Annotated in this window: 8 protein-coding genes and 1 pseudogene; 2 read left to right on the top strand and 7 right to left on the bottom strand. The window is 58.9% G+C overall.

The annotated features are described in order from the left end of the window. Positions 1-35 precede the first annotated feature (35 nt). The 6 genes and pseudogenes from RBH71_RS21305 to RBH71_RS21280 form a co-directional block, all read right to left on the bottom strand. Positions 36-1,163 carry a branched-chain amino acid ABC transporter substrate-binding protein gene (locus RBH71_RS21305; protein ID WP_003515993.1) on the bottom strand — a complete coding sequence of 376 codons (1,128 nt, stop codon included), beginning with the start codon at positions 1,161-1,163 and terminating at the stop codon, positions 36-38. Positions 1,164-1,999: 836 nt separating this feature from the next. Next, entirely contained in the window at positions 2,000-2,419 is a 420-nt protein-coding gene (locus RBH71_RS21300) for an NUDIX domain-containing protein (protein ID WP_003515990.1), read from the bottom strand. A 32-nt stretch (positions 2,420-2,451) separates the two neighbouring features. Continuing rightward, positions 2,452-3,966 (bottom strand): DEAD/DEAH box helicase, encoded by a 1,515-nt coding sequence (locus RBH71_RS21295; protein ID WP_111802482.1) that lies wholly within the window; start codon positions 3,964-3,966, stop codon positions 2,452-2,454. A gap of 219 nt (positions 3,967-4,185) precedes the next feature. Next, on the bottom strand, positions 4,186-5,502 hold the full coding sequence (locus tag RBH71_RS21290) for a M23 family metallopeptidase (protein WP_323687484.1): 1,317 nt from the start codon (positions 5,500-5,502) through the stop codon (positions 4,186-4,188). 89 nt (positions 5,503-5,591) lie between these two features. Further along, positions 5,592-6,421, bottom strand: a pseudogene (locus RBH71_RS21285) (ferritin-like domain-containing protein). 14 nt (positions 6,422-6,435) lie between these two features. Further along, positions 6,436-6,903: a peroxiredoxin gene (locus RBH71_RS21280; protein ID WP_035252191.1), complete on the bottom strand. Its 468-nt coding sequence runs from the start codon at positions 6,901-6,903 to the stop codon at positions 6,436-6,438. Positions 6,904-7,021: 118 nt separating this feature from the next. Here RBH71_RS21280 and RBH71_RS21275 point away from each other — a divergent pair, with 118 nt between their 5' ends. Further along, positions 7,022-10,405 carry a DUF3971 domain-containing protein gene (locus RBH71_RS21275; RefSeq protein ID WP_003515980.1) on the top strand — a complete coding sequence of 1,128 codons (3,384 nt, stop codon included), beginning with the start codon at positions 7,022-7,024 and terminating at the stop codon, positions 10,403-10,405. A 45-nt stretch (positions 10,406-10,450) separates the two neighbouring features. On the opposite strand, the gene tyrS is transcribed toward RBH71_RS21275, so the two are convergent. Next, positions 10,451-11,704 carry a tyrosine--tRNA ligase gene (gene tyrS / locus RBH71_RS21270; RefSeq protein ID WP_003515978.1) on the bottom strand — a complete coding sequence of 418 codons (1,254 nt, stop codon included), beginning with the start codon at positions 11,702-11,704 and terminating at the stop codon, positions 10,451-10,453. 150 nt (positions 11,705-11,854) lie between these two features. Here tyrS and RBH71_RS21265 point away from each other — a divergent pair, with 150 nt between their 5' ends. Next, on the top strand, positions 11,855-12,976 hold the full coding sequence (locus tag RBH71_RS21265; RefSeq protein WP_003515977.1) for an anhydro-N-acetylmuramic acid kinase: 1,122 nt from the start codon (positions 11,855-11,857) through the stop codon (positions 12,974-12,976). Positions 12,977-13,167: the final 191 nt, after the last annotated feature.

The following is a 13,167-nucleotide window of genomic DNA, read 5'->3' as shown; positions in this document are numbered from 1 at the left end:
GCGGCTTACTGAATTTCCAGCGATACCGGCTTCACCTATTGTCTTTCGGCCTTGTCCGCCTGTTCGAAACGCTGGCCGTTCCAGCGCTGCAGGCGATAGGGATTGTCTGCAAGCTCATGCGAAGGGTTGAAAGCGATATCGCCTAGCACGGTTTTGAAGACGGTACCGTTCGCCAGTATCTCCGGTGCGGGTTTCCCTTGGGATTGGGCTGCTTCGGCAAGCGCCGCAGTCAGTTCCGCAGCCGCATAGGAGGGCAGGACGTAACCTTCCGGCTCGATATTGGCGGCACGCAATTCGCCGGCGACGGCCTGTGCCGAAGGCAATGTGTCATAGGCCGGGCGCGTGACCGCTAGCACATTTGCCGCAAGTGGCACGGGGTTGTTTGCCGCATTCATGGCGTCGCCGCTCATGATGGTGAGCGGAATGTTTTCGGAGCCGGCGTCTCTGGCGACAATCGCCACGTCGTTGCGTTCCGCGCCGATGAAGACATGGGTGATGCCGGTGCGCCCCAGCCGGCGTACAAGCGCCACCTGTTGCTCCTGTGCCGGGCGCAGCGTATCGGTGAGTGTCGGTTTCAGCCCGTTCTCCTCCAGCGCCGAACGGATGCGATCTACCAGATCGCGACTGAAGATCGTGCCATCATCCACGAGTCCAATGGAATGTCCCTTCCAGTCGCGCAGGATGATTTCTGCGGCCCGGTCCGATTCGGCCTTGTCCGATGGCGCTAGGCGGAAAAGCGGCCAGCTATATTTCAGAGCGTCTTCCATCAGGATCGGGGCACGGCTGGAAAGCGTGATTGCTGGAATGGCGGCTGACTTCAGAGGCGGCAGAACGCCCTGAAGCGTTTCCGTGCACAAAAAACCGATTGCCGCGCTGACCTTGGCGGCCACGAGACCATCGGCAATCGCGCCGCCGCTGCCGTCTTCGCAGCTTTCATGGATTTCGACGACATCTAGCCCGAGCTTGGCGGCTGCGGCCTTCGCGCCCTGCCTAACCTGTTGCCCCAGCAGTTCGTATGGGCCGTTCTGTGGGGCAACGATGCCGATCGACGCCGCGCATGCTGAGCCCGCAAAGGCAAAACCGGCGATGATCGTTAGCAGGCGAAGTGAAAGCATGACGTGCGCGAAATCCTGTTGTCCCGGTTTGATGTTTATCGGCAACAACTGGTTTTCCAAAGGAAAAATCGCTGATACCCATCATAATCGCACATCATCGTTCACGGCACGGCGGTTTTGATCGCAACTCATCCAATTTGAAACAACAGTCTACAATTACGCGTTATGGTTGTATATATTCGATGTGATCGCGCGCGATTGTTTTTTGCCGAGATTCATCTTTTTTAAGGTCGGCAATTCACTCTGTAATTTCATAAGAGCGGAAGTACTGCTCGTCATGGTTTAGAGCATTTTTACTTTATAAAACTGTAACATGCAGTGCGTATAAGCACAGTTTTATAAGGGCGCGTTTGCGATTTTGCCTTTTATAGTGCACCCCAATAAAATGCACATTTTATTTCCACTAATCTAATTTATTGATATAAAAAGAGAATATACATATTTCCCTGCGCTTTATTTGTGCTTTGCCATGTTTTTTTCGCATTTGCGAGAAGATCTGCTTGACGAAAAGTAAATGGTTAGATTAGATATAGGTGTTTCAGGGGACGACTGAAATTGGCTGTAACAAGCCTCGGAAGTGTTCCGAACGTAAGCACTGCCAAACTATATTACATTCTATATTCTATTATTTTCATTACGTATAAACCGCTTCGGGCAACCGGGGCGGTTTTTTATGTGATGCTAATTTAAGCAATTTTAAATTGCATTCGAAAAGCTTCGCGAAAAGATATTCTTCCAGCATTGGGTTTTCCGAAAGCAAATCGCGCAGGAGCGTCGCGTCTGTCGCAGGCGAGGCCTGTTTTTAGTAAAGCTCAAGACGCCGTTGAGTGCCGCGAAAAGCCCACGCCGGTCAGCGCTGATGCTGCTTCCGTCCGCTAGCGACTCTATTTCGTCAGAGCAGCCAGCGCGTCTTTTGCAAAGGCAGAGATGGGTTCGGGAAGGTTATCGGGGTCGAACCAGCCGATATCGGAAAGCTTGTCCGGTTCTGTCAGTACCGGCTCACCCTGCGTGTCGCGGGTGACGAAGATCAGCGAGACCCAATGGTGCCGGTCTGCGACATTGATATATTCGCTATGACAGAGAAATTCGACCTTGCCGATTGTCAGCCCGGTCTCTTCTTCAGCTTCTCGCCGTGCTGCGGCGAGGGATGATTCAAGGTGATCGACTTTGCCGCCCGGAATATTCCAGTATCCGGCTTCCGGCGCTTTCAAGCGCCGGCATAAAAGCAGGCGGCCATCACGCAATATGGCAAGCCCAACGCCGACGCCTGGAAAATCTTGTCCTGGCTTGATCGTCGGCGTCATGCGTATTGTTTCCTGCGTCAGGCCGTCGGGGCTCAGCCCTTGGCGTTGGCCACGATCAGCATGAATGCGGGAATGTCATCGCCGAAACCAACAGGCGTCGGGCCATCGTCATGGTCACGGTAATGGCGGCGACGGTCACGGTTGTCGTCATTGGCGTGCAGCGGGTTCAGGTTGCGGCTGTTGCGCTCGGAATTGCGCGGGGTCTTTTCCGGTCTGCGTTCTGCCTTCACCTTGTCTTCTCCGTGAGCGGCGATGTCCTTATCCACAGTGGTGGATTGTGCACCCTGATTGATGTTTTCGACCGGCGATGCAGGTGCATCGCGACGGTTTCTGTCGCGGCCTCTGCCGCCACGTTCCTTGGTGCCCCGGCGGCCGGTATTGCTTTCAAAGCTTTCCATGGGCGCGGGGAGGGAGGACAGGTCACCGTTCAGCCATTCGACCTTCTCGGTGATCAGCTTTTCGATCGCGTCGAGATATTTCGCATCGCTCTTGGTGACGAGGGTGAAGGCCTTGCCCGAACGGCCAGCACGACCGGTACGGCCAATGCGGTGGACATAGTCTTCGGCATGAATGGGAACGTCGAAGTTGAAGACGTGGCTGACATCGGGAATATCAAGACCGCGGGCTGCAACGTCGGAAGCGACCAGCAGCGTCAGCTGACCGTCCCGGAAGTTCTGCAGCATGGTCGTGCGCGAACGCTGGTCCATGTCGCCATGCAGCGCGCCAACGGAAAAGCCGTGACGATCCAGCGAACGGAAGAGGTCGGCAACGTCCTTTTTGCGATTGCAGAAAATGATCGCGTTCTTGAGTTCGGCTTCTTCAGCACGGACGAGATCGCGCAGGACAGCGCGCTTCTCATAGTCCTTGTTGTGCGAAGCGACGATGCGCTGGGTAACGGTCTTCGCCGTGGAGGAGGGCTTGGCAACCTCGATACGGGTCGGGTTCTGCAGGAACCTGTCGGCAAGCTTCTGGATTTCCGGCGGCATGGTGGCCGAGAAGAACAGGGTTTGCCGGGTAAAGGGAATCATCTTGGCGATGCGTTCGATATCGGGAATGAAGCCCATATCCAGCATGCGATCGGCTTCATCGATCACGAGGATTTCAACGCCGGTCATCAGGAGCTTGCCGCGCTCGCAATGGTCGAGAAGGCGGCCGGGCGTGCAGATGAGAACATCGGCGCCACGCTCAAGCTTGCGGTCCTGATCTTCAAAAGAGACGCCACCAATCAGAAGGGCGACGTTCAGCTTGTGATTCTTGCCGTATTTCTCGAAGTTTTCGGCTACCTGTGCCGCCAGTTCGCGGGTCGGCTCGAGGATCAGCGTGCGCGGCATTCTTGCGCGTGCGCGGCCTTTTTCCAGCAGTGTGAGCATCGGCAGAACGAAGGATGCGGTTTTCCCCGTGCCGGTCTGTGCGATACCGCAGATATCACGCTTTTCGAGAGCGGGCGGAATTGCGCCAGCCTGAATGGGTGTCGGCGTCGTGTAGCCGGCATCTGCAATAGCGGAAAGAACTTTTTGGCTCAGGCCAAGATCAGAGAATGTTGTCAAAGGAAGAACTTTTTCCGTTCTGGTTCGGTAAGAATACCTGCGTGCCGCTGCGACACTTGCAAAGACTTGGCGCGGGGATATGCCCAAATTGCCAGAAAGTCAAGGAAACAACCGGAAATGCGCGCGAAACGGCGAGACGTTGGCGAGGCTTTTGAGCCTTGGACGCGGTTTCGGGCGATTTATCGCAAAAAGGGCGAAAAAAGCGTTAAAATCGGACTGCTATTTGAGATAGGTTTTAAGCTCGGCCCCGGCGACCAGAAACCGCATCGGATCAACAGGCGTGTCGTTGCGGCGGACCTCGTAATGTACGTGCGGACCGGTGGAGCGGCCGGTGCTCCCAGCACGGCCAACAATGTCGCCGGCCTCCACGTTGTCGCCGGCTTTGACCAGAATGGTGGAGAGATGGCCGAATCGCGTCGATACGCCCTGGCCGTGATCGATCTCGACCATATTGCCGTAGCCGCCTGAATTTTCCGCAACCGTCACCTTTCCAGCGCCCGTTGCCTTGACGTCGGCGCCTGTTTCGGCGCGAAAATCGATGCCGGTATGTAAGGCAGGCCGTCCGAGGAACGGGTCGAGCCGGTTTCCGAATCGGCTGGTGATCGCCCTGCCGGGGGCCGGATTGCCGAAGGGCAGGGCGGTTGCGGTTTCCTTGACGATATCCAGCCGGTTGAGCGCATTGTCTAGATTGGTCAGAGACATATTGAAGGGATCGGTTTCATTCCCCTGCGGGTCCGCATAGGGGCCGCCGACACCGTCCGTGCCACTTTCGTCGATTTTCAGACCCGCCTGCCGGATGATATCCTGCATCGCGCTTGCCTTGTCCTCGGCGTCGCTGGTCAGTCTGGCGATCCGTGATATCTGCTGGCGTTCGATATCCTTCAACGACAGCGTGACCTTGGAAAACACGCGGTCGGCGCGGTCGGAAGGCGTTTCGCCGTTTTCGGGCACATAGGACGCCCGCTTGTCGGTTCCGGCTGGCTTTTCCGGCTGCGACGGGCGGGGCGCCATCAGATTTTCTATGGCGGAGAGGCCACCTGTCAGATCGGCGCGTTTTTCCGGTGCCATCGCGTTCGAGAGCGAGGAGGGCGCGGTTTGAATGGGGGCCGTGGCCGTGGAGGCGGCGATGCCGGAATTTTCCGCGCGCTCCAGCAATTCGCTCATCCGTCCGTGTCTGGACGTGAGTGCCGCCTGCTGTTGGAGCAGCTTTTCCACTTTCTTTTCAACCACCTGCTGGTCGAGCAATTGTCTTGAGGTAACGCGGTCCACCTGCGCCCTCAGCGCTGCGATACGGTCTTCGTAATCGTGCTGCATGCGGGTCTGGCGCGCCATGGTCGCGCCGATCAGGTCGTCACGCAGGATGAGATAGCCGGTGGCGCCCAGATAACCGAGCGAGAAAAGGCCGATCGTGCAGCCGGCAAGCGCCGTCATCCAAGGCCGGATCGTAATGTGCCGGACCTTGTCACCGCTTGCCAGCACCAGAACGTGCTGCTGCCGCTTTTTGCCGAATACCCGGTTTTCCGCTGTATCAGTCAAAATCTCTCTCCGGACTGGCCGATTTCTCACAGGAAATCATACTTCGTTAAGGTTAACGAAGTTTTGCACCATGCGCCGGGCTGCGGGCGTCAGCCGCTGTTGCTGACAGCGGTGAGGGAGCGGTAAAAGGATGGCGTCAACCCGGCTTCGGCGCGGGCGAGGTCGTTGAAGGGCGGTTTCAACGGTCCGCGGAAATTGGCACGCACCAGTTGCCTGAAGGTTGCTGCCGGGTCCTTCTTTTCACGGGCGCACAGGAAGCGAAACCATTTGGCGCCGATGGCGACATGGCCCTTTTCGTCATTGTAGATGACATCGAGAACGGCGGCGCTTTCAAGGTCTCCGGTTTCGCGCATCTTCGCCTGCAGGGAGGGCGTCACGTCCAGTCCGCGCGCCTCGAGGATGAGCGGCACGACTGCGAGCCGCGCGGTGAGGTCGTTGCGGGTTGAATGCGCCGCCTGCCAGAGCCCGTCATGGGCGGGCAGATCGCCGTAATCCGCGCCGAGGTTTCGCAGCCTTTCCCGCACCAGCCGGAAATGTTTCGCCTCCTCGAAGGCAACCTGCATCCAGCCGTTGAAAAAGGAATGCGGCACCGGCTCGCTGGCATAACGGGCGACGATGTCGAGCGCGAGGTCAACGGCGTTCAACTCGATATGGGCGATGGCGTGCAGCAGCGCTATGCGACCCTTGACGCTGTGGAGGGAGCGGCGCTCGACGGCGGTCGGCGGAACGAGTTCCGGTTTATCCGGCCTGCCCGGACGTTCGGGCAGGGGTGGATCTAGGGGGAGCGCAGCGACAGGCGGCGCTCGAACCATCGTGTCGCCGTTTCCTGCGCCAGTGCGGTTTTTCTCTCGAGATCGGCGCAGGCAATCGCCTCGGTGGCGCCGCCGCGCAGCGAGATGATCCTGAAGGTGGGCGTCACGACAGGGGCGTTTCTCAGAGCTTCCGTGCGGCGTCGAGAACGGCCTGTGCGTGGCCCGGAACCTTCACCTTGTTCCAGATTTCCGTGACCGTACCGTCAGGTGCTACGAGGACGGTGGTGCGTTCGACACCCATGTATTTTTTGCCATACATGCTTTTTTCCTTCCAGACGCCGTAGGCCTCGAGCGCCTTCCGTTCCTCGTCGGCGGCCAGCATCACCGAAAGCTTGTGCTTTGCAGCAAACTTGTCGTGGCTTTTGACGCTATCAGGGGAAATGCCGATGACGACAGTATTGGCGGCCTCGAATTCCGCGCCAAGGGCACTGAAATCTATCGCTTCGGCGGTGCAGCCGGATGTGTCGTCCTTCGGGTAGAAATAGAGAACGACCGCCTTGCCTCGCAGGCCGGACAATGTCACCGTTCCTTCACCGTTGCGGGGCAAAGTAAAATCCGGGGCAGGGCTGCCAATCGTCAGTTCTGTCATAATCATCTTTCTTTCGCCGGGATGTTGAGTGAAAGTCGCCACATTCGATATATAGCGAAACCGGGCGTCGTCCAGTGTTGAGGCGAAACAAAAGCTATTCAGGGGCAAACACGGGCGTATGGCTGAAGTAAGGGGTGAAAAGGTCAAGTTCAGCAAGCGCGATATCGTTGCGCTGCATGATCTTCCTTCGGCGCAGGCCGAAGATCCTCTCATCGTGCATTGCCCCGCGCCGCGCTCCATGGCGCGTGCTCTCATCAAGATTTTCGCTGCTCTTTTCGTACTGGCCTTCCTGTCCATCGGCGGCATCATTGTCTCCGTCGAAACCGGATCGATCGACAATGCCCTTTCCAGCCAGGCGCAGCAGGCGCTCGAACGGGCGCTCGGACCCCACTACAGCGCGCGGATCGGTTCTTCGGCCATCAGGTTCTCGACCGGGCTGCGGCTTGCGCTGGTGGCGGAGGATGTGGATATCGTCGAGAAGGAATCCGGCCAGCATTTGAGCCGGGCGAGGGCTATCGGCATGGCGCTCGATCCGCTAGCGCTTTTGACCGGACGCGTCTCCGTGCAAAGTCTCGAGGCCGACGGGATGGAACTCGATACGGCCCTTTTGCCGAAGGGTAACGGTTTCGACCTCGCCAGCATCCGGCTTGACGCGGTGCCGCAGCAGTTGCAGGCGGCGTTTTCCCAGCTGGACAAATTGGCGCAGGCGTTTTTAAGCAGCGGAACAGAGGAAATCGATATTTCCAGCGTTTCGATCCACTTGCCGCCGAGCGAAGCCGGCAAGCCACGCGTCGTTGAAGTGCGTGAACTTTCGTTGACCCCTGACCAGCAGGGCGGATATTCGCTTGAGGGTGAAACGCTGTTTAACGGCGAAATCGCCAGCCTGTCGCTAAAGACATCGGGATCAGGCGGTGTGATCGACGGTTTCGACGCGCGCATCGACGGTTTCGACATCGGTCCTTTTCTGGAAAAATTCGATCCTGAAGGCAATCTTCATGAGGGTCTGAACGTCAAGACCGGTGTCAGCATCCTCGCCCGGCGTTCCATGCCCGGACATGAGCCGCGGCTGGAAATCTCGCTCGGCATGGGCAATGGAATGCTTCTTATCGGCGGCGAGGCTCAGCCCTTCACGGCCGGCACCGTCAATGCGCGCTACGATTTTCAGAAAAGCAGTCTTGTTATTGGGAATTCGCGGATCGACCTTGGGCGAACGGCTATTCCGGTCACTGGGGAAATCACGGATACCCAAGAGGGCTTCGGTCTTTCGCTGCGGATCGACAATGCGGTTGCCTCGGCCGAAGCCTCTGGCGAAGACCCCGTTCCTTTCAGCTTGAAGGCGGACGGGCAATTCAATGTCGCGACCAAGCAGCTCGAGGTTCCCTCGCTATACGTTACCGGCCCGCTTGGAGACATGGCAGGCTCGCTGAAAATCCGCTTCGGTCAGGGCTCGCCTGAAATCAGTTTCGCCGGACAGATTCCCAAGATGGAGGCCACGGCGGTAAAGCAGCTTTGGCCGTTCTGGATGGCGCACAAACCGCGCGAGTGGGTGGTGTCCAATCTTTATGGCGGCACGGTCACAAACGGCTCGATTGCGATCTTCATTCCGCAGGGACGGATGTGCGGTCCCGGTTGCCCGCTGGTGCTGGGCGAGAGCGAAATGCAGATCCGCTTCGATATCGACGGAACGCGTCTCAATACCACCGGCGACATTCCGCCGCTGCGCGACGTTGATGCGCATTTCAATCTCGTCGGCAGCCGGATGAATGTCGATCTCAAGAACGCGACATCCTATTTCGCCTCCAATCGGTCGCTTGCGCTGAAGGACAGCCGGTTCTCCATGTCCGACGTCTATGCAAAGCCCCTGCTTGGAAATCTCGAGTTGAACGTTTCGGGCTCGGCCGATGCCGTGGCGGAGCTTGCGACGCTGAAGCCTATCAATGCGCTCAAGGATACGCAGTTCAAACCGGATGACTTCACCGGCGACGTGACGGCGAATGCAAAGCTGACCGTCGGCATGCTTTCCAGCCAAAATCCACCGCCGCCCGTGTGGACGGCCGATCTCGATCTGAAGAACCTGTCGCTGACAAAGCCGTTTGCCGGCCGCAAGGTGACCGCGCTTGACGGTTTCATGTCCATCAACGACCGGCAGCTCAAGCTTGAAGGCAAAGGCCGGGTGGACGATGTGCCGATGTCTATCGAGATGACGGAGCCGGTGCGCAAGAACAGCGACGTTGCTCCAACGCTGTCGCTGAAAGCAACCCTTAACGAGACGCAGGTCGCCAAGCTTGCACCGGAGCTTTCCACGGTTCTTGGCGGCACGACCGTTGTGGAAATCGATGGCGCGGATACGAAAAGTCAGGAGATACAGCTCGATCTGGCGAAGGCGTCTATCATTCTGCCGGGGCTTGGATGGAGCAAGGGCGTCGGTATTCCGGCAAAAGCGACCTTTACCCTGGAAACCAGTGATGGCCGCACGACGATCAGTGATTTCTCCCTAACCGGGGACGGCTTCGGCGCGGCCGGAGATGTCACCTTCACCAAGAACGGGCTGATTTCCGCCGATCTCAGCCGCGTGCAATTGTCACCTTCCGACAATTACGCCGTCGCCGTCACTGCCTCCAAAAACGGATACAGCGTCAACGCTTCGGGAAAATCTGCCGATCTCCGGCCTTTCCTGTCAAAGCTTCGCAGTTCCTCAGGGGCAGATGATGGCACGTCGCGTTCGCAGCCGTCCCTTGCCATCAAGGCGCAACTCGACAAGGTCTACGGCTTCAATGACGAGATCCTTTCCAATGTCAGTGCCGATGTCAGTGTGCGTGACGGCAAGGTCCGTTCGGTTGATTTTCGCGGCGTCACCGGCAGGGGCCAGGCGGTTGTGGCTCAGACGACCAATCGCGGCGCGACGGGAACCGTGACGCTTACCAGCAGCGACGCCGGTTCTCTTGCCCGTTTCACCAATATCTACACCCGCATTCGCGGTGGTCTTCTCAATCTCGCACTCTCGACCGTCAACGGCAGCGACTGGAGCGGCTCGCTCGATCTGCGCAATTTCGCCGTCGTCAACGAAGCGAAGCTTCAGGATATCGTCGCCACGCCGACGGGCGATGACGGCCGGAGCCTCAACACGGCGGTCCGCCGTAACATCGATGTCAGCTCGGAGAAATTCCAGCGCGGTTTTGCCCGGCTCGTTTACGTCAACGGCTCGGTTGCGGTGGAAAACGGCGTGGTGCGCGGCGAACAGATCGGTGCGACCTTCCAGGGCCTGCTGAAAGACCAGAACGGCCGTATGGACATGACCGGCACCTTCATGCCCGCCTATGGCCTGAACCGGCTGTTCGGCGAGCTGCCCTTTATCGGCATCTTCCTCGGCAACGGCCGCGACCGCGGTCTGCTCGGCATCACCTTCAAGCTTTCCGGCCAGACGGACCAGCCGAAGCTGACAATCAACCCGCTGTCGCTGATAGCGCCGGGCGTCTTCAGGCAGATTTTCGAGTTTCAATAAAAAGGGCCGCTTCCGCGGCCCTTCGTCTGATGATTTGCGCGGGTGTTACGCCGGGCGAACGAGAACGTGCTTCTTCTTGCCAACCGAAAGCTTGATGATGCCATCGCCGGTGATCTCGGCGGAACCGATCATCTGGCGATCGTCGGATACGCCCTTGTCGTTGATCTTTACCGCGCCGCCCTGAACGTGACGGCGGGCTTCGCCATTCGAGCCGGCAAGGCCAGCGCGGACGATGAGCGACAGGACGCCGACGCCGGCATCGAGTTCGGATGCCGGAACCTCGATGGAGGGCAGGTTTTCAGCAAGCGCGCCTTCCTCAAAAGTCTTGCGCGCCGTTTCGGCAGCTTCTTCGGCAGCGGCACGGCCATGCAGAATGGCCGTCACTTCCGTTGCGAGGATTTTCTTCGCCTCGTTGATCTCAGATCCGCCAAGGGCGGCGATGCGTGCGATCTCATCCATCGGCAGCGTGGTGAAGAGCTTGGCGAACCGAACCACGTCCGCGTCTTCCGTGTTGCGCCAGTATTGCCAGAAATCATAGACCGGCAGCAGGTCCTTGTTGAGCCAGACGGCACCGGACGCGGACTTGCCCATCTTCGCACCCGAAGACGTGGTCAAAAGCGGGGAGGTCAGCGCATAGAGCTGCGGTGTCCCCATGCGGTGACCGAGGTCGATACCGTTGATGATGTTGCCCCACTGGTCAGAGCCGCCCATCTGTAGGCGGCAGCCGGTACGCTGGTTCAGTTCCACGAAATCGTAGGCCTGGAGGATCATGTAATTGAATTCGAGGAAGGACAGCGACTGCTCGCGGTCGAGGCGCGTCTTCACGCTGTCGAAGGACAGCATGCGGTTGACCGAGAAGTGGCGGCCGACGTCGCGCAGGAATTCGAGGTAGTTGAGCCCACGCAGCCAGTCGGCATTATTGATCATCAGCGCCGGATTTTCCGCGCGATCGTAATCGAGGTAGTTGGCGAAAACGTGCTTGAGCGAGGTGATGTTGTCCTCGATCATGTCGATCGTCATCAGCTTGCGGGCCTCCTCCTTGAAGGAGGGATCGCCAACCATGCCGGTGCCGCCGCCCATCAGCGAAATCGGCTGGTGACCGGTCTTCTGCATCCAGTGCAGCATCATGATCTGGGTGAGGTGGCCGACATGCAGGCTGGAGGCCGTCGGGTCATAGCCGATATAGGCGGTCACGGTTTCCTTGGCGAACAGTTCGTCGAGACCCGACTCGTCGGAGATCTGGTGAATGAAGCCGCGCTCATCGAGCGTGCGGAGGAAATCGGACTTGAACCTGGACATAACCTTTTTCTTTCTGGTTGGACCTTTGCCGTCATTGTCTGTCAATGAACGCGGGGGCTTTACCATTGTTTTTTGAAAAGTGCACCCGTTTCGGCCATGAATAACGGCGATTCATCTCCGCATGATCTCGATATTGAAAGGGAGCAGCGCGTGGGCGAGGTCAAAACTGCAATCGGGCTGATGAGCGGGACGTCGATGGACGGCATCGATATCGCCCTGTTGCGCACGGATGGCGAAAACGTGGTCCGGCATGGGCCGAGCGGTTATTTCCCCTATGATCCGGGCCTGCGCGCCACGTGGCAGAAGGCGCTGGTTACGGCCAAAGCCATTCGCGAACGGCGCGAGCGTCCGGGTGACCTCGCGGATGCGGAACGCAAGCTAACGCTTGCCCATGCGGCGGCAGTCAAATCCTTCCTCCACCGCCACCGGCTTGAAGCCAGCGATATAGACGTGATCGGTTTTCATGGCCAGACGGTGCTGCATCGGCCGGATGAGGCGTTGACCGTGCAGATCGGCGACGGCGCGCTTCTGGCCGAGGAAACCGGTATCGATGTGGTGTACGACATGCGTGCCAACGACATGGTGCACGGCGGGCAGGGCGCACCGCTCATTCCTGCGTACCACATGGCGCTCTCCGCCAATCTGCCTGAAGGCTTCGAAACGCCCGCCGTCTTCGTCAATATCGGCGGCATATCCAATCTCACCTATATCGGGGAGGGAGGGCGGCTTGCGGCTTTCGACAGCGGTCCCGGCAATATGCTGATCGACCAGTGGATCGAGGCGCATACGGGCAAAGCCTTCGACAAGGGCGGCAGGACGGCGGCGGGCGGCAGCGTCGTTGCCTCGCTCGTCACGCGCTACATGGAAAGCCCGTTCTTCTCGGCCAATATCCGCCGCTCGCTTGACCGCAGCGATTTCGTGCCGCCGCAAAAGGGCGAGGTTTCGCTGGCGGACGGCGCACGCACGCTGTCGCATCTGACGGGTGCCGCGATCCTCAAATCGGCGAGCTATTTGCCGGAAGCGGCTAAGACCTATGTGATCTGCGGCGGCGGGCGGCTCAATCCTGTTATCATGGAAGAGTTTGCGAGCCTTGCTGCCAAGCAGGGTGCGCGGGTAATCGCGGCGGAAGAGGCGGGGTTCGACGGCGGGGCGATGGAGGCTGAGGCCTGGGCCTATCTGGCGGTGCGATCGCTGAAGGGGCTGCCGCTAACCTATCCGGGGACGACCGGTGTGAATGAGCCGGTTACGGGTGGGGTTTTGGTCAGGGCGTAATAGACGACGGCGGGCTTGGCCCCCCCCCCCCTCTGGTCTGGCGGTCATCTCCCCCACAAGGAGGAGATTGGCCAGACGCCTGATCTCCGCCTGAGTCGCTACGTTAAAGAGCGTCGGGAGGTCACCACGATCTCGATCTCCCCACCTGTGGGGGAGATGCCCGGCAGGGCAGAGGGGTGCAGCCAAGCCCG

The sequence above is a fragment of the Rhizobium sp. AN68 genome (assembly GCF_030758035.1).
Taxonomy (GTDB): Bacteria; Pseudomonadota; Alphaproteobacteria; order Rhizobiales; family Rhizobiaceae; genus Agrobacterium; species Agrobacterium tumefaciens.
Note: the sequence above shows the minus strand (reverse complement) of the source record. Positions and strands in the feature narration are given on the sequence as shown.

Bases quoted from the DNA above. Each gene is read 5' to 3' on its own strand.
- RBH71_RS21300 (WP_003515990.1), bottom strand. From the start codon at position 2,419: ATGACGCCGACGATCAAGCCAGGACAAGATTTTCCAGGCGTCGGCGTT.
- RBH71_RS21280 (WP_035252191.1), bottom strand. From the start codon at position 6,903: ATGACAGAACTGACGATTGGCAGCCCTGCCCCGGATTTTACTTTGCCC.
- RBH71_RS21275 (WP_003515980.1), top strand. From the start codon at position 7,022: ATGGCTGAAGTAAGGGGTGAAAAGGTCAAGTTCAGCAAGCGCGATATC.
- tyrS (WP_003515978.1), bottom strand. From the start codon at position 11,704: ATGTCCAGGTTCAAGTCCGATTTCCTCCGCACGCTCGATGAGCGCGGC.